Origin of the sequence: Streptomyces albospinus (genome assembly GCF_014648695.1) — a bacterium.
In the GTDB taxonomy this organism is placed as follows: Bacteria; Actinomycetota; Actinomycetes; order Streptomycetales; family Streptomycetaceae; genus Streptomyces; species Streptomyces albospinus.
Window position 1 is genome coordinate 49980 of record NZ_BMRP01000020.1, and the last position, 16370, is coordinate 66349.

14 protein-coding genes are annotated in these 16370 nt (G+C 73.3%); 10 read left to right on the top strand and 4 right to left on the bottom strand.

Annotated elements, in window-relative coordinates:
- On the bottom strand, positions 1 to 450 hold a 450-nt coding region (locus IEZ17_RS42820; RefSeq protein WP_268249848.1), incomplete at its 3' end, for an amidase family protein.
- 505 nt (positions 451 to 955) lie between these two features.
- On the opposite strand from IEZ17_RS42820, the gene IEZ17_RS25405 reads away from it, so the two are divergent.
- Together IEZ17_RS25405 and IEZ17_RS25410 are read left to right on the top strand one after the other, a co-directional pair.
- The gene (locus IEZ17_RS25405) at positions 956 to 1702 is read left to right on the top strand and encodes a hypothetical protein (RefSeq protein WP_189303897.1); all 747 of its coding nucleotides are present in this window, start codon (positions 956 to 958) and stop codon (positions 1700 to 1702) included.
- A gap of 51 nt (positions 1703 to 1753) precedes the next feature.
- The gene (locus IEZ17_RS25410) at positions 1754 to 2854 is read left to right on the top strand and encodes a calcium:cation antiporter (protein ID WP_189303900.1); all 1101 of its coding nucleotides are present in this window, start codon (positions 1754 to 1756) and stop codon (positions 2852 to 2854) included.
- Here IEZ17_RS25410 and IEZ17_RS25415 read toward each other — a convergent pair.
- Positions 2844 to 4796 (bottom strand): APC family permease, encoded by a 1953-nt coding sequence (locus tag IEZ17_RS25415; protein ID WP_189303902.1) that lies wholly within the window; start codon positions 4794 to 4796, stop codon positions 2844 to 2846. The genes IEZ17_RS25410 and IEZ17_RS25415 overlap by 11 nt on opposite strands.
- Positions 4797 to 4973: 177 nt before the next feature.
- Between IEZ17_RS25415 and IEZ17_RS25420 the strand changes: the two genes are divergently transcribed.
- The 5 genes from IEZ17_RS25420 (at position 4974) to IEZ17_RS25440 (ending at position 11719) form a co-directional block, all read left to right on the top strand.
- Entirely contained in the window at positions 4974 to 5777 is an 804-nt protein-coding gene (locus IEZ17_RS25420) for a polysaccharide deacetylase family protein (protein WP_189303904.1), read from the top strand.
- A gap of 243 nt (positions 5778 to 6020) precedes the next feature.
- On the top strand, positions 6021 to 8288 hold the full coding sequence (locus IEZ17_RS25425; RefSeq protein ID WP_189303906.1) for an MMPL family transporter: 2268 nt from the start codon (positions 6021 to 6023) through the stop codon (positions 8286 to 8288).
- 53 nt (positions 8289 to 8341) lie between these two features.
- Positions 8342 to 9367: a non-homologous end-joining DNA ligase gene (gene ligD / locus IEZ17_RS25430; RefSeq protein WP_189303908.1), complete on the top strand. Its 1026-nt coding sequence runs from the start codon at positions 8342 to 8344 to the stop codon at positions 9365 to 9367.
- Positions 9368 to 9711: 344 nt separating this feature from the next.
- Positions 9712 to 10746 (top strand): glutathione S-transferase family protein, encoded by a 1035-nt coding sequence (locus IEZ17_RS25435; protein ID WP_189303909.1) that lies wholly within the window; start codon positions 9712 to 9714, stop codon positions 10744 to 10746.
- Between the two features lie 106 nt (positions 10747 to 10852).
- Positions 10853 to 11719, top strand: a complete 867-nt coding sequence (locus tag IEZ17_RS25440) for an AraC family transcriptional regulator (protein ID WP_189303911.1) — start codon at positions 10853 to 10855, stop codon at positions 11717 to 11719.
- 98 nt (positions 11720 to 11817) lie between these two features.
- Here IEZ17_RS25440 and IEZ17_RS25445 read toward each other — a convergent pair whose 3' ends face one another.
- The gene (locus IEZ17_RS25445; RefSeq protein WP_189303913.1) at positions 11818 to 13158 is read right to left on the bottom strand and encodes an aminotransferase-like domain-containing protein; all 1341 of its coding nucleotides are present in this window, start codon (positions 13156 to 13158) and stop codon (positions 11818 to 11820) included.
- A 106-nt stretch (positions 13159 to 13264) separates the two neighbouring features.
- Here IEZ17_RS25445 and IEZ17_RS25450 point away from each other — a divergent pair, with 106 nt between their 5' ends.
- From IEZ17_RS25450 to IEZ17_RS25460, 3 genes are all read left to right on the top strand, one after another.
- Entirely contained in the window at positions 13265 to 14074 is an 810-nt protein-coding gene (locus IEZ17_RS25450) for an alpha/beta fold hydrolase (protein ID WP_189303915.1), read from the top strand.
- 148 nt (positions 14075 to 14222) lie between these two features.
- Positions 14223 to 14669 carry an RrF2 family transcriptional regulator gene (locus IEZ17_RS25455; protein ID WP_189303917.1) on the top strand — a complete coding sequence of 149 codons (447 nt, stop codon included), beginning with the start codon at positions 14223 to 14225 and terminating at the stop codon, positions 14667 to 14669.
- 136 nt (positions 14670 to 14805) lie between these two features.
- Positions 14806 to 16029 (top strand): globin domain-containing protein, encoded by a 1224-nt coding sequence (locus IEZ17_RS25460; RefSeq protein ID WP_189303919.1) that lies wholly within the window; start codon positions 14806 to 14808, stop codon positions 16027 to 16029.
- A gap of 42 nt (positions 16030 to 16071) precedes the next feature.
- Here the strand turns inward: IEZ17_RS25460 and IEZ17_RS43935 are convergent, their stop codons facing one another.
- Positions 16072 to 16194: a hypothetical protein gene (locus IEZ17_RS43935; RefSeq protein WP_268249846.1), complete on the bottom strand. Its 123-nt coding sequence runs from the start codon at positions 16192 to 16194 to the stop codon at positions 16072 to 16074.
- Positions 16195 to 16370 lie beyond the last annotated feature (176 nt).

A 16370-nucleotide genomic window follows, 5' to 3' on the forward strand; every position in this document is an offset into this window, starting at 1 on the left:
CCAGGGGTTGCGGGTGTCGCCGAAGGCCGGGCCCTCGGTGAACGGCCACTGGCCCAGTTCGCAGGCGTTGGTCTTGCCGACGATGACCGCGCCGGCCGCGCGCAGCCGCCGGACGACCTCGGAGTCGCGGTCCTTGGGCGGGAACACCCCGGCACAGCCGAACGCGGTCGGCTCGCCCGCCACGTCCGTGTCGTCCTTGACCGCGACCGGCACCCCGAGCAGCGGCAGCCGCTCCCCGGCGGCCAGTCTGCGGTCGGCCGCCGCGGCCTCGCCGAGCGCCGCCTCGGCCCGGACCCGCCGGAAGGCGTTGACGGTGTCCTGGGTGGCCGCGATCCGGTCCAGGCAGCGCTGGACGAGTGCGGTGGCGGCGACCCGTCCGTCGGCGAGCGCCTGCGCCTGTTCGGCGAGCCCTTCCCACTGGCCGTCCAGTTCCCCCGCCGTCCGGCGGATACCGCGTTCCCGGCGTCTCCGGCGTTCCTGGCTCTCGTCAACGCTCACGCTGCGTGCCCTCCCTGGGACCGCCCACTCGAACGAACGCCCCAGGAGGCTAATCGGCGCCGCAGAAGCCAGCAACGACACGCGCGGCGCGGCACGTCGACGACACACGGACGGCACACACGGGCCCGTCGTGTGCCGTGGGCGTTACGGGAATTCCGGCCCGCTGCCGCGCGCGGCGCGGGGCGCCCGGCCAACTCCCGGTGGATACCGGCCCGATCGGGTTCCTCGGCGTGGAGCCGGCCGCGGGCAGGGTGCCGCCGGACAGGAAGCGGGCGGCGGGCGGCGGGTGCCGGCACCTGCCCGAAGGACCGTCCGCCCCACTCCTTGACGGCGCCGTCAGGAACCGGACCCCACGCGCGGCAACCGCACGCAGAAACAGGGCATTTATGGAAGTAGACGCCATCTTGGACACCCCCCGCTCGAACACGCACCCGGGCAGCCGCTACGCTCGCCCGCCATGGACGACACCCTGCTGCTCCTGACCACGGCGACCGTGGCCCTCCTCGTGGGACTCGGCGCCGGCTGGGCCGTGCAATCGGCGATGGCACGCCGCAAGCTGGCCCGCGAACAGAGCTTCTTCGGGCTGCCGGAGGGCTCGGAATGCGTCCTGGTCACGCACCGGGACAGCACCTCGGCCCACTGGAGCATCCCGCGGCACGACGCGCTGGCGCTGCTCGGCCTGGCCTCGGTGGTGGAGATCTGCGGTGCGCACCCCGAGGTGGCCCCGCACGACACCGGCCTCCAGGGCTTCGGCGCGCGCACCGAGTTCTGCGTCGGCGACCCGACCGCGCACCGCCGCCTCGCCGCCCACATGACCAATCTGCTGCCCGGTGTCACGGTGCACCCGGGCGACGAGTCCGGCGCCGGCCGCGGCACGTTCACCATCGGCGGTACGGCGTACCGGATGGAGCCGGGCGCGGTGGAGTACGTCCTGCTGGCCCGGCTCACGGCCGGGGAGGGCGACCGCCCGGTGTTCCTGGCGGCCGGGCAGCGCCCGGTCACCCACCGGGCCGCGGTCCGGCACCTGGTCCGCAACCGGGCCCGGCTGGCCCGTAAGCACGGCGCCGACGGCCAGTTCTGCCTGCTGCTGAAGGTGGTCAACTCGCAGGCGTACGGACCCGATGTCGTCGAGCTGGTCGCCGATGTCACCAAGGCCGCGATCGCCCCGGCGGAGCTGAAGGGACAGCACCGGGCGGCGGCCTGAGCCCGGTTCACCGACGGGCAGCCGCCGGTCTTCTCTGCGAAGCTCGGGGGCATGATCGCGCCTCTCCGTTCGGCCGCCCTGCACTGGACCGGTGTGCTGCCGGTCGCGGCGGTGGTGCTGCTGGCGCTGACCTGGGGGCGGGCGCTGCCGGCCGTGCTGGTGGTGCTGGTGTCGCTGTTCCTGGCCGGGGCGGTGCTGGCCGCGGTGCATCACGCGGAGGTGATCGCGCACCGGGTGGGCGAGCCCTTCGGGTCGCTGGTCCTGGCGGTCGCGGTGACCATCATCGAGGTTGCGCTGATCGTCACGCTGATGGTGGACGGCGGCGACAAGAGCGCCGCGCTGGCCCGCGACACGGTCTTCGCGGCCGTGATGATCACGTGCAACGGCATCGTGGGGCTGTCGCTGCTCATCGGCTCGCTCAAGCACAAGGTGGCGGTCTTCAACGCCGAGGGCACCGGCGCCGCGCTGGCCACGGTCGCGACGGTGGCCGGCCTCAGCCTGGTCCTGCCGACCTTCACCACCACGACGCCGGGCCCGCGGTTCTCCCCTCCGCAGCTGGTCTTCGCGGCGCTCGCCGCGCTGGCGCTGTACGGCCTGTTCGTGGCCACCCAGACCGTCCGGCACCGGGACTACTTCCTGCCGATGACCACCGCCGGCGAGGTGATCGACGGCGAGGACCACGCCCATCCGCCCACCGCCCGGGGCGCGCTGCTCAGCCTCGGGCTGCTGGCGCTGGCGCTGATCGCGGTGGTGGGGCTGGCCAAGGCGGTGTCCCCGACGATCGAGTCGGCGGTGGTCGCCGCGGGGCTGCCGTCCTCGGTCGTCGGCATCGTGATCGCCCTGCTGGTGCTGCTGCCGGAGACCATCGCGGCGGCGCGCGCGGCCCGCCGCGACCGGGTGCAGACCAGCCTCAACCTCGGCCTCGGCTCGGCGATGGCGAGCATCGGCCTGACCATCCCGGCGGTCGCGCTGGCCAGCGTCTGGCTGAAGGGTCCGCTGATCCTGGGCCTGGGCGCCAGCCATATGGTGCTGCTCGCGCTCACGGTGATCGTCGGCGACCTGACCGTGGTCACCGGGCGGGCCACCCCGCTCCAGGCGGGTGTCCATCTGGCGCTGCTGGCCGCGTACATCGTGCTCGCGGTCAGCCCGTGACGCGCTCGTCGCGGTGCGATCGCAGGGCCTTGCTCGACGACAGCCGGTAGGGGACGTTGACCACCGTCACCCCGGGCGTGAACAGCAGCCGGGCCTTCAGCCGCAGCGCGCTCTGGTTGTGCAGCAGGTGCTCCCACCAGTGGCCCACGATGTATTCCGGGATCACGACGGTGAGCGCGCCGCCGGGATTCCGTGCGCCGACGTCCACGATGTAGTCGATCACCGGCCGGGTGAAGTCCCGGTAGGGCGAGCTGAGCACCTGGAGCGGCACGTCGATGTCATGGGCGTCCCACTGCTCGCGCAGCCCCTGGACGTCCCGGGGGTCGACGGCGACGGTCAGCGCGTGCAGCGAGGTGGGCCGCAGCGCGCGGGCGTAGCCGAGCGCCTTGAGCGTCGGGGCGTGCAGTGCGGACACCAGCACCACCACGTGGTTCCCGGCCGGCTCCCAGGGCCGCGCGTCCGGCGCGACCGCCAGTTCCTCGGCGACCCGCCGGTAGTGCTCGTGGACCCCGCGCATCGCCAGGAACAGCAGCGGCATCGCGATCGCCACGATCCAGGCGCCATGGGTGAACTTGGTGATCAGGACGATGACCAGCACCACCCCGGTGAGCAGCGCGCCGACCGCGTTGATCGCCTGCGACCGCCGGTGGCGCAGCCGCACCGGCCGCGGCAGTCCCGGCTCGGCGAGCATGCCGCGCCAGTGCCGCACCATCCCGGTCTGGGACAGCGTGAACGAGACGAAGACGCCGATGATGTAGAGCTGGATCAGATGGGTCAGCTCCGCCTTGAACAGGACGATCAACCCGATGGCGGCCAGCGCCAGCAGGGTCACGCCGTTGGAGAAGACCAGCCGGTCCCCGCGGTTGTGCAGTTGGCGCGGCAGATAGCTGTCCGCGGCGAGGATCGACGCCAGCATCGGAAATCCGTTGAAGGCGGTGTTCGCGGCCAGGATCAGCACCCCGGCGGTGAAAGCCTGGAGCAGATAGAAGAACGTGTGCGCATCGCCGAAGCTGGCCCGTCCGATCTGGGCGAGGGCGGTGGCGGTCGGCGTGTGCGGCGGCAGCCCCAATGCGGTGGTGTCCACCGCCACATGCACCTGGTACACCATCGCGAGAAAGGTGATGCCGGCGAACATGGTGATGGAGAAGAAGCCCACGACCAGCAGCGTGGTGGCGGCATTCCGGCTCTTCGGCCGGCGGAACGCGGGCACGCCGTTGCTGATCGCCTCGACCCCGGTCAGCGCCGTGCACCCGGACGCGAACGCCCGCATCCCCAGCAGCACCAGCGCCGGTCCGGAGAAGGCGGACGCGGCGTGCAGCGGCAGATCCGCCGACTCCGCCCGGGGGGTGGCACCGGTGGCCATGCGCACCGCGGCGAACGCGAACATCAGGTACACGAAGAAGATGAATCCGTACGTCGGGACCGCGAAAATCCGCCCCGATTCGCGGACCCCGCGCAGGTTCATCAGCGCCAGCAGGCTCACGAATCCGACCGACAGCGCCACATCGTGCCCGCCCAGTTCCGGAATGGCCGAGGTGATCGCGGCGACGCCGGACACCACCGAAACGGCCACCGTCAGCACGTAGTCGACCAGCAGCGCGCTGGCCGCGGTGAGCGCCGCATCGCGCCCCAGATTCTGCGCGCTGACGATATAGGCACCGCCGCCGCCCGGATACGCGTAACAGGTCTGCCGGTACGAGGCGACCACCACCGCCAGGACGACGACGATGGCCGCCGCCGCGTACCAGGCCAGGTGCAGCAGCACGACCCCGCCGAGGCCCACGACCAGCAGGATCTCCTCGGTGGCGTAGGCGACCGAGGACAGCGGGTCGCTACAGAAGATCGGCAGCGCCAGCCGCTTCGGCAGCAGCGTCTCGCCGAGCCGCGCGCTGTCCAGCGGGCGACCCACCATGATCCGCTTCGGCCTGATCAGGTGCCTCATACCCGGACAAAATAGGGTCTGCCGGACCGGGTACTCCCTTCCCACTCCGACGCGATACGCCAAACCCCCCGGCCCTGCGAGCCGAACGGGTACGGAACCGGCACCGCACGGTGTCGCTCCGCCCGCCGGCCGCGCACCCGTGAGAGCCCATGCAGGGTGACGTCCGATCACCCCGCCATGACGCGGCGCCTGCTCCTGCGCACCGCCGCGGTGATCGGCACCCTCGCCACCGCCCGCGTCCTGCTCTCCCCGGACGACGACGCTCCCGGACCGGGCCCCGGCCCGCAGACCCGAGCCCGGCCGCCGGCCGCCGCGCCGCCGGACGCGCACCGGCTGCCCCCTTTGGCCGGCGAGACCTCCCGCTCCGGACCCGGCGCCTCCCCGCCGCACGCCGGTGTCGCCTTCACCGTCCCGGCCCGCGCCGGCCGGATCGCGCTCACCTTCGACGACGGCCCCGACCCCCGCTACACCCCGGAAATCCTGGAGGTGCTGCGCCGGCACGACACCCGGGCCACCTTCTTCGTCGTCGGCGAATGCGCCGTGGAGTTCCCCGATCTGCTGCACTTCATCGCCGAGGAGGGCCATGCCGTCGGCAACCACACCTGGACCCACCCGCAGCTGACCACTCTCCCGCTCGGCCGCGTCCGGGCCGAACTCGGCCGCACCAGCGCCCTGATCGAGGAGGTCCTGGGCACCGCCCCCGCAATCGCCCGCGCCCCGTACGGTGACTGGGACCAGCCCTCCCTCGACATCTGCAACGACCTGGGCATGTCCCCCGTCGGCTGGTCGGTCGACTCGCGGGACTGGACGTGCCCGGGGTCGGAGACCATCGCCGGCACGGTCCTGGACGAGCTGCGGCCCGGCGCGATCGTGCTGTCCCACGACGGCGGCGGCGACCGCGTCGAGACCGTCCAGGCCCTGGACCGGTATCTGCCGCAGCTGCTCGACAAGGGCTTCCGGCCCGGGCGGATCACGCCCTGACTTCCGCCGCCCGGCCCGCGCGAAGGTGAGAGCCGTCACCCCGCGCGCCGGATGCCGGATTGATGGTTTATCGTTCAATTGGCAGCGCACCCCTCGGCGGGCAGCGCGCCCCCAGGACCGCCCCGGCCGGGTTCCCCCGTCCGGCCGGGGCTTCCCCCCTCTCCCCCGGCCGTCGCGCCCGCGGAACCACCCGTCTCGCTCCCCCCGCATGCCGCCCCGGCGAAACCCGCCTTGAATGCAGGCATGTCGTTGCCGAACTCGCCGAGCGGGCCGGGCAGCAGGCGGCCCGAGGGAGCATTGCGGCGCATCGGGGAGTGGTGCGCCCGGCACTCCGTGGTGGTCCTGGTGCTGTGGCTGGTGGCGCTGGCCGGGGTGCAGGTGCTCCAGCGGACGTTCGGCGGGGAGTACTCCGACGACTTCTCGCTGCCCGGGGTGCAGTCGAGCCAGGGGCGGGACATCCTCGCCCGGCACGAGCCGAAGGCCGGGGGCTACGCCAGCCAAGTGGTGCTGCACGACGCCACGGAGCCGCTGACCGCCGCCGGCGGGCAGATCGCCGGTGCGGTCACCGAACTGGGGCGGCTGCCGGACGTACTGGCGGCGCAGAGCCCGCTGCCGCCGCCCGGCACCGCCGCGAAGCCGCCGGCGCCGGGGACGCCGAACACCGGGCCGCTGTCCGCCGACGGCCGGACCGGCTACATCGCGGTACGGTTCCGGGTCCCGCCGCTCACCCTGGGGCCCGACTACCTCACCGGCGTGGACAGGGCGGTGGCACCGCTGCGCGCGGCCGGGGTGCAGGTGGAGTACGGCGGGGCGCTGGGCGAGCTGGCCCGGCCGCGGACCGACGACCGGCTCAGCGAGGCGATCGGGTTCGCGGTGGCGATCCTGGTGCTGCTGGCCGGGTTCGGGAGCGTCCTGGCCGCCGGGGTGCCGCTGCTGACCGCGCTGATCGGCGTGATCTGCGGGCTGGGCTGCCTGGGGCTGCTGGCCGCCGCGTTCACCTTCGCCACCGTCTCCCCCACCCTGGCCACGATGATCGGCCTCGGCGTCGGGATCGACTACGCGCTGTTCCTGATCACCCGTCACCGCCAGCACCTCATGGACGGCGCCGATCCGGCCGTCGCCGCGGGCCGGGCGGTGGCCACCGGCGGCCGGGCGGTCCTGGTGTCCGGCATCACCGTCATCATCGCGCTGACCGGACTCTCCGTCTCGGGCATCGGCTTCATCGGGAAGCTGGGCATGGCCGCGGCGGTCACCGTGATCACCGCGGTCCTCGGGGCGCTCACCCTCGTCCCCGCGCTGCTCGGGCTGCTCGGCCGCGGGATCGACCGGTTCCACGTCCGCCGGCCCGTCGCGGAGGCGGACCCCGCGCCGGCCACCGGGGCACCGGGCGGCCGGGACCGGTACGCGCAGCGGGTGGCGCGCCGGCCGTGGTGGTACCTGGTGGGCGGCGTGATCGTCCTCGCGGTGCTGGCCGTACCGCTCTTCTCGATGCGGCTGGGGCACATCGGCGACGGCGCCGACCCGACGTCCTTCACCGACCGGCGGGCCTTCGATCTGATGTCGTCGGCGTTCGGGCCCGGCTCGACGGGGCCGCTGACACTGGTCGTCGACCAGAGCGAGGTACCGAAGGCGGACCGCCCGGCGCTGGCGGAGCAGGCCCAGCAGGTCCTCACCGAGGTCCCGGGCGCCGCCGCGGTCACGCCCCTGCGGCCCACCCCGGACGGCGCGGCGCTGACCGCGACCGCGTACTCCGACCAGGCCCCGCAGCAGCCCGGCACCGCCGCGCTGACCCACCGCCTGGTGCACACCGTCCTCCCCGAGGCGGTACGCGGCTACGACGCACACGGCTATGTGACCGGCACGACGGCGGGACAGGTGGACTTCCTGGACATCGTGGCCGCCCGGCTCCCGCTGATCATCGCCGTGGTCGTCGCCCTCGCCTTCCTGATCATCCTGATCGTCTTCCGCGGGGTGCTGGTCGCCGTGAAGGCCGCGGTACTCAACGTCCTTTCGATCGCCGCCTCTTACGGGGTGGTGGTGGCCGTCTTCCAGTGGGGCTGGGGCGGTCCGGCGCTGGGCGTCCCCGGCACCGTGCCGATCGAGAGCTACGTGCCGATGATGATGTTCGCGATCGTCTTCGGGCTGAGCACGGACTACGAGATCTTCCTGCTGTCCCGGGTCCACGAGAACTGGCTGCGGACCGCGGATGCCCGGGCGAGCGTCGCGCACGCCCTGGAGATCACCGCCCGGGTGATCACCTGCGCCGCGCTGATCATGGTCAGTGTCTTCGCCGCGTTCATCCTCAGCGACAACATCGTGGTGAAGATGCTCGGCCTGGGCCTGGCGGTGAGCGTCCTGATCGACGCGACGGTGGTACGGCTGCTGCTGGTGCCCGCGGTGCTGACGCTGCTGGGGCCGCGCGCCTGGTGGACGCCCTGGTGGCTGGACCGGGCGCTGCCGTACGTGGACGCCGAGGGGCAGGCGCCGCGCGCCCCACAGCCGGTCCGCTGAACCGCGGCGGCTCCCGCCCTGCGCGGACCGCCGCCGCCCCCGATCATCGAACTATGGCCCCGACCGCCGGACGCGGCTCTGCCGATGACCCTGATTACCCCGACGTCCCCGGCAACGCCGCCGCGTCCCCGTATCCGCCGTATCCCGTGATCCAGCCGATGCTGGCCACGATCGGGCCGCTGCCCGGCGAGCTGGAAGCGCCGGACTGGGCGTTCGAGGCCAAGTGGGACGGGGCGCGGTGCATCGTGAACACCCCGGGCGACGGGACGGTCCGGCTGATCACCCGGGCCGGCAACGACGTGACCCTGACGTACCCGGAGCTGGGCCCGCTCGGCGAGCAGCTGCGCGGGCGGCCCGCGGTGCTCGACGGCGAGGTGGTGGTGCTGGACTCCCGCGGACGGCCCGACTTCGGGCTCCTCCAGCGCCGGATGGGCGTGGTGAACCCGCGCCGCACGGCCCGTCTGGCGATGGAGGTCCCCGTTCAGCTCATCCTCTTCGACCTGATGTATCTGGGCGGATGGCTGGTGGACTTCCCGTACCACGAGCGCCGGGCGGTGCTGTCCGGGCTGCGGCTCGGCGGCCCCAACTGGTCGGTGCCGGCCTACGTGGCGGGCCACGGCGAGCAGGCGTGGGAGGCGGCGCTGCGCGGCGGCCACGAGGGCGTCGTGGCGAAGCGGCTGATGTCCCGCTACGTCCCCGGGGTGCGGTCACCCGACTGGCGCAAGACGAAGCACCTGGAGACGCTGGACATCGTCATCGGCGGCTGGACGGAGGGCCACGGGGTGCTCACCGGGCTCCCCGGAGCGGTGGTGGCGGGCGTACCGGAGCCGGCCGGGCTGCGGTACGTCGGCTCCGTGGGCTCGGGCCTGTCCGACCGGGAGCGCCGGGAGCTCAAGCAGTACCTGGGGGTGATTCCGCTGGACCGCTCGCCGTTCCGCAATCCCGTGGATCTGCCGGGTGTCCACTGGGTGGAGCCCCGGCTGGTGGCCGAGATCAGCATCACCGGCTGGACCTCGGCGGGCCGGGTCCGGCATCCGATCTGGCACCGGCTCCGGCCCGATCTGACGCGCCTGGACTGAACGGCGCCGGCGCGCCTGCACTCCTCGTGGCGGACGGGTACAGCCGTGTCCCCTGAGAGCCCGTCATGTCACGGGCGGCACAACTCCGCGGAGGCGATCGACCCCCGCCGTTCCCGTCGTCCGAACCCATCGCCCCCACCCGGCACTTCGGCGGAACTCCCTGCTGCTCACGGCGAGTTGCCGGGAATTGCCGGGAATTGCCTCACGAATTCCCGTGGCATCGGGCAGGGGTTCACCGTCCGCCGGGCGGCTGATGCGGCGGGATGCCCGCGGCGGCCCGGGAAGGCTGTCCAGGACGCTGCCCCGACACCGCCCGCGGACGAAAGAAGACGAGAGAAGCCGCCATGCCCGACCCCGATCCCGATCCCGGTCCCGGTCCCGGCTCCGCCCCGGGCGCCCAGCCCTTCAAGCGCGCCCGCAGCCACTTCGCCGACCGCATCACCGCCGACGGCCGCGACGGCTGGCCCGTGGCCGCCGGCCGCTACCGCCTCGTGGCCAGCCGCGCCTGCCCCTGGGCGAGCCGTGCCGTGATCTCCCGGCGGCTGCTCGGCCTGGAGGGCGCGCTGTCGCTCGCCATCGCCGACCCCCTCCAGGACGACCGCAGCTGGCGCTTCACCCTGGACCCCGGCGGCCGGGACCCGGTGCTCGGCATCCGCTTCCTGCACGAGGCGTACGACGCCCGCGAGACCGGCTACCCGGGCGGCGTCAGCGTCCCCGCCGTCGTCGACATCACCAGCGGGAAACTGGTCACCAACGACTACCAGCAGATCACGCTGGACCTCGCGACCGAATGGCGGGCACTGCACCGGCCCGGCGCGCCCGACCTCTATCCGGAGGCGCTGCGCGAGGAGATCGACGAGGTGATGGCGGAGGTCTACCGGGACCTCAACAACGGGGTGTACCGGGCCGGTTTCGCCACCGGGCAGCCGGCGTACGACGAGGCCTGCGGCGATGTCTTCCGTCGGCTGGACCTCCTCTCCGAGCGGCTGGCCGACCGGCGCTACCTGGTCGGCGACACCATCACCGAGGCCGACATCCGCCTGTTCACCACCCTGGTGCGGTTCGACGCCGTCTACCACGGCCACTTCAAGTGCAACCGCTTCAAACTGGCCGAGGACCCGGTCCTGTGGTCCTACGCCAAGGACCTCTTCCAGACACCCGGCTTCGGCGACACGGTCGACTTCCGGCACATCAAGCTGCACTACTACCGGGTGCACACCGGCATCAACCCGACCGGCATCGTCCCCCTCGGCCCCGACCTGGCGGGCTGGCTGACCCCGCACCACCGCGAGGAGCTGGGCGGCCGGCCGTTCGGCGACGGCACACCGCCCGGGCCGGTCCCGCCGGCCGAGGCGGTGCCCCCTGAGGGGCGCCCCTGACCGCCTCGTTCCGGAGCCGGGGGACCCGACCGGGGCGGGCACGGAATGTCGGGTCCGGCAGGGTGGGCCTTCCTTAGCGTGAGGGACACAAGGGAAGGAGACCGAGGTGCTGGAGCGGCTGAACCAGGCCATGGAGCACATCGAGCGTCATCTCGACCAGCAGATCGAGGTGGCCGAACTGGCGCGGACCGCCATGACGTCGGAGTACCACTTCCGGCGGATGTTCTCCGCGCTGGCCGGGATCCCGCTGTCGGAGTACGTACGGCGCCGGCGGCTGACCGTCGCGGGTGCCGAGGTGCTCGCCGGCGAGCGGACGCTGCTGGACATCGCGGTGCGGTACGGCTACGGATCGGGCGAGGCGTTCGCCCGCGCGTTCCGCGCCGTGCACGGCGTGGGGCCGGGCGAGGCCCGGCGGACCGGTGCGGCGCTGCGCTCCCAGCCTCGAATGGCCTTCCGCCTCATCGTGGAAGGGAGCAGCAGCATGCAGTACCGCGTAGTGGAGAAGCAGGAGTTCCGGGTGGCCGGGAAGAAGGCCCGGGTCCCCGTCGTGCACCGGGGGGAGAATCCGGCCATCGCCGCGATGATCAAGGGCATCGGCCAGGAGACGCTGCGGCGCATCGAGGCGCTGTCGGACCAGCAGCCGGAGGGGATCCTCTCGGTCTGCGACGACCTCGACCCGAGTCGCGCGGAGGGTACCGAACTTGACTACTACCACGCGGTGGTGACGGGTGCTCAGGTACCCGACGACCTGGACTCCCTGACCGTTGTGGCGGGCACCTGGGCGGTCTTCGAGAACACCGGACCGTACCCGGAGGCGCTCCAGGAGCTGTGGCGGGACGTGTTCACCCAGTGGTTCCCGTCCAACCCGTACCGCAGCCGGCCGGGCCCGGAGATCCTGCGGACCCGTACGGCGCCGGACGGGTCGGCGGCGACCGCCGAGCTGTGGATACCGGTGGAGCGCACCGCGGCGTGAGCCGGCGGCCGGGCGACCGGCGACGAAGGAGGGGTGTGCGGCGGCCGTCGGACCCTCGCACACCCCTCAACACGCCCCAGAACAACGGACGTTGACGACTACTCGGCTCCGCCGTCCTCCGGCGTGCCGCGCCCCAGTTCCGCCAGGACGTCCAGCGCCTCGGCCAGTACGCCGAGGGGCGGGGAGGCCAGCGCCAGCCGTACCGCGTTGGGCGCGTGTCCGGTGCCGATGGTGAAGGCGCCCGACGGGGTGACCGCGATGCCTCGGCGGGCCGCGGCGGCGACGAAGGTGTCGGCGCGCCAGGGGTCGGGGAGTTCCCACCAGCAGTGGTAGGCGTGCGGGTCGGCGTGCAACCGGAAGCCCGCGAGGCGCTGTGCGGCGAGGCGCTGACGGGCCGCCGCATCGGCGCGCTTCGCCTGCTCGACGGCGGCGGCGGTGCCGTCGCCCAGCCAACGGGTGGCCGCGTCCAGGGCGAAGCCGGTGGCCGTCCAGCCGCCGGAGCGGAGGGCCCCGGCGAAGTCGGGGACGGCGGGGCCCTCGGGCGGCACCAGGAATCCGAGCGTCAGTCCGGGTGCGAGCCGTTTGGAGAGACTGTCCAGGAGGACGGTGCGTTCCGGTGCGAGGGCGGCGAGCGGCGGCAGATCGGCACGGAGGAAGCCGTAGATGGCGTCCTCGATCGCATGGATGCCCAACTCCCCTAGCAGAGCGACGAGTTGCTCCCGTCGATGGGCGGGCATCGTGACGCCGAGGGGGTTGTGCAGTGCGGGCTGGAGATAGACGGCGCGCAGCGGCGCCGCGGCACGGAGTGCGTCGGGGGTCACGCCGTGCTCGTCCATCGCCAGCGGGACGAGGGTGACGCCGAGGCGGGCCGCGATGCCCTTGACGACGGGGAAGGTGAGCGATTCGACGCCCAGCCGCCCACCGGGCGGCACCAGCGCGGCGACGGCGGCGGCGATCGCCTGCCGTCCGTTGCCCGCGAAGAGCAGCCGCCGCGGGTCGGGCGCCCAGCCGCCGCGGGCGAGATGCCCGGCGGCGGCCTGCCGCGCGGCAGCCGTACCGGCCGTGCCGGCCGGCCGCAGCGCCTCGGCCAGGGCGTCGCTGCGGTGCACCAGATGCGCCAGGCTCTTCGCGAGCAGCGCGGACTGCTCGGGCAGCAGCGGGAAGTTCAGCTCCAGATCGACCCGGTGGTCGCCCGGCTCGGCCAGCGCGGGCTCGGCCGGCGGCACCGCCGTACGCACGAAGGTGCCGCGCCCGACCTCGCCCACGGTCAACCCACGCCGCCCCAACTCCCGGTAGACCCGCGCCGCCGTCGACGGCGCGATCCGCCGGTCGCGGGCGAACCGCCGCAGCGGCGGCAGCCGTTCCCCCGGGCCGAGACGTCCGGCGGCGATGTCCGCCGCCAGCCCGTCGGCGATCGCGCGATAGTCCTCCGCCGTCATGCTCCCCACCCCTATTGCACCGAGCACATTGTGAACATTGTGCCGAGACATTGCCCCATATAGCATCGAGGCGTCAACTCCAGTGCAGCGCACGACGGGAGACCCCATGGGATCGGTCCATTCCGGAGAGATAACGGTCGCCTACGAGGACGAGGGCAGCGGCGAACCGCTGGTGCTCATCCACGGGCACCCCTTCAACCGCTCGATGTGGCGGCCCCAGATCGACCACTTCAGCCGCGCCGGATGGCGGGTGATCACCCCCGACCTCCGCGGTTACGGCGACAGCACCGTCGTCCCGGGCAAGACCCCGCTGGAGACCTACGTACGCGATATCGCCGGCCTCCTGGACCACTTGGGGATCGAGCGGTTCGTCCTCGGCGGGCTGTCCATGGGCGGGCAGATCGTCATGGAGTTCCACCGGCTGCTGCCGGACCGGATACGGGCGGTCGTGCTCGCCGACACCTTCGCCCCGGCCGACACGGACGAGGGCAGGGCGGTCCGCCACCGGACCGCCGCCCGCCTCCTCCGCGACGGCATGGACGGCTACGCCCGGGAAGTACTGCCGAAAATGATCTCCCCGGGCACCATCGCACGGCAGCCCGCGGTCGCCGAGCACGTCCTGGGGATGATGCGCTCCACCTCCCCCGAGGGCGCCGCCGCCGCGCTGTACGGCCGCGCGGAGCGCCCGGACTACACCGGCCTGCTGCCGCGGATCGCCGTACCGGCATGGGTCGTTGTCGGTGCGGAGGACGCGTTCACCCCGGTCGCCGATGCACGGCTCATCCAGGAATCGATTCCGGGGGCGAGCCTGACCGTCGTTCAGGATGCGGGCCATATGCCGAACTTGGAGCATCCGGACGTCTTCAACGCGGGTCTCGCCCGGTTCCTGGAATCCCTCCACGAGACGGCTTCCTGACCACACCACCCGGATCGCGCCCCCGGCCGGCCTCCGCCGGCCGCGGTCCGGGCAGCCCTGCCGCCGCCCCGCCAGGGCGCACCACCCCCCAGGCCACCCCACCCACCCCAAATCGGCATTCCAGATGCCACTTCTCTAGAGTCCAGGTGTGCGACTGACCAAGAGCACCGACATCGCGCTGCGGATCGCCATGCGCCTGGCCGTACTGGACGACGCCGCGGACGCCCCGACCACCCGCGACGTGGCGAGCGCCGTCCAGGTGCCGTACACCCACGCCGCCAAGGTGGTCAGCAGGCTCCAGCACCTCGGCGCCGTCGAGGCCCGCCGCGGGCGGGGCGGCGGACTGACGCTGACCGCCACGGGGCGCACCGGCTCGCTCGGCCGGCTGGTGCGCGCGCTGGAGGGGGTCGACGACGTCGTCGGGTGCGAGGACGACCCGCCCTGCCCGCTGCGCGACGGATGCCGCCTGCGAGGCGCCCTGCGCGCGGCACAGGAAGCGTTCTTCGCCGCGCTCGACCCGCTCTCCATCGGGGACCTGATCGGCACCCCCACGGGGCCGCTCCTGCTGAGCCTGACGCCCCGGCCCACGGACTGAACCGGACCACCCCCGCACCGGCGCCCGACGCCCCCCCCCGCCTCCGCGCCGGCCGCCGCACGCCCAAAAATACGCATCTCACATACCACTTTCCCGCCGGCCATCGCCGCCCACCGACGAACCGGAGTGACCGCCCGTGCTGTCCCCGAAGTCCGCCGCGACCGTCCGCGCCACCCTCCCCGCTATCGGGGCGGCGATCGGCGAGATCACCCCGCTCTTCTACGAGAAGCTGTTCGCGGCCCGGCCCGACCTGCTCCGCGACCTGTTCAACCGCGGCAACCAGGCCAACGGCAGCCAGCAGCAGGCGCTCGCGGGATCCGTCGCCGCCTTCGCCGGCCGTCTGCTGGCCCACCCGGACGCCCGGCCGGACCTCCTGCTCACCCGGATCGCGCACAAGCACGCCTCGCTCGGGGTGCGCGAGGACCAGTATCCGATCGTGCACGAGCACCTCTTCGCGGCCATCGCGGAGGTGCTGGACGAGGCGGCGACCGAGGAGGTCATGGCGGCCTGGGACGAGGTGTACTGGCTGATGGCGCACGCCCTGATCGCCATCGAGAGGCGGCTGTGCACGGAGGCGGGCGCGGCGGGCGGGACGGTGTGGCGGACGTACCGGGTGGCCGGCCGGGTCCGGGAGACCGCGGAGGTCACGACGTTCTTCCTCCGCCCGGCCGACGGTGCGCCGGTACCGCCGCACCGGCCCGGCCAGTACGTCTCCGTGCAGGTCCAACTCCCGGACGGGGCACGGCAGATACGCCAGTACAGCCTGTCCGGGCAGACGGACGGCGCGCTGCGGATCTCCGTCAGGCGGGTCGCCGCCGGCCAGCGCGGCGCACCGGCCGGCGCGGTCTCCGGGTATCTGCACGACCACGTCCACGGCGGCGAGACGCTGCGGGTGAGCGCCCCGTTCGGCGATGTGGTGCTGGACGGCGGCCCCGGCCCGGTCCTCCTGGCCTCCGCGGGCATCGGCTGCACCCCGATGATCGGGATGCTCGCCCACCTGGCCGCCGACGCCTCCCCGCGCCGCGTCATCGCGGCACACGCGGACCGCTCCCCGGACACCCACGCCTTCCGCGCGGAGCTCGTACAGCTCACCGGCAGACTGACCGGCGCGACCGCGGAACTCTGGTACGAGGACGGGGCCGTGAGCGACGGCGCGGCACCCGGCCCGGACACGGCCCCTGCGGTGACGGTACGCACCGGCCGGATGGATCTGACGCGGCTGGGCATCCCGGCCGGCACCACCGCCTACCTGTGCGGCCCGGTTCCCTTCATGAAGGCCGTCCGCGCCCAGCTGCTGGCATCCGGCGTCCGGCCCGCGGACATCCACTACGAGGTCTTCGGCCCCGACCTCGGCCTGTGAGCGACGCCGGGCCGGACGGTCACCGCGGGCCGCGCCCGGGCGTCACGACGCCGGCCCGGCCACCCGCCCGGACACCGGCAGCACCGTGTGCGGCAGTACGATTTCCCCGCCGGGGACCGTGAACTCCGTTGCCAGCACGGCGAACTGACGCCCGATCCGCTCCACGACATCCGCTCCCCGGCCGATCAGATCTGGCCGATGGTCGCCACTCCGGCCGCCGTCCGTCACCGCACACCCCTCCCCGGTCGAGCCCTCCCCCGCAACGCAGCACCCCTCACTTCGACCCCCTGCGCCCCTCCGAACACCCCTTCCACACCTCAACGTTACCCACCCGTAACCTA

Bases quoted from the DNA above. Each gene is read 5' to 3' on its own strand.
- IEZ17_RS25405 (WP_189303897.1), top strand. From the start codon at position 956: ATGGACGACACCCTGCTGCTCCTGACCACGGCGACCGTGGCCCTCCTC.
- IEZ17_RS25415 (WP_189303902.1), bottom strand. From the start codon at position 4,796: ATGAGGCACCTGATCAGGCCGAAGCGGATCATGGTGGGTCGCCCGCTG.
- IEZ17_RS25410 (WP_189303900.1), top strand. From the start codon at position 1,754: ATGATCGCGCCTCTCCGTTCGGCCGCCCTGCACTGGACCGGTGTGCTG.
- ligD (WP_189303908.1), top strand. From the start codon at position 8,342: ATGGCCCCGACCGCCGGACGCGGCTCTGCCGATGACCCTGATTACCCC.
- IEZ17_RS25420 (WP_189303904.1), top strand. From the start codon at position 4,974: ATGACGCGGCGCCTGCTCCTGCGCACCGCCGCGGTGATCGGCACCCTC.
- IEZ17_RS25435 (WP_189303909.1), top strand. From the start codon at position 9,712: ATGCCCGACCCCGATCCCGATCCCGGTCCCGGTCCCGGCTCCGCCCCG.
- IEZ17_RS25445 (WP_189303913.1), bottom strand. From the start codon at position 13,158: ATGACGGCGGAGGACTATCGCGCGATCGCCGACGGGCTGGCGGCGGAC.
- IEZ17_RS25425 (WP_189303906.1), top strand. From the start codon at position 6,021: ATGTCGTTGCCGAACTCGCCGAGCGGGCCGGGCAGCAGGCGGCCCGAG.
- IEZ17_RS25450 (WP_189303915.1), top strand. From the start codon at position 13,265: ATGGGATCGGTCCATTCCGGAGAGATAACGGTCGCCTACGAGGACGAG.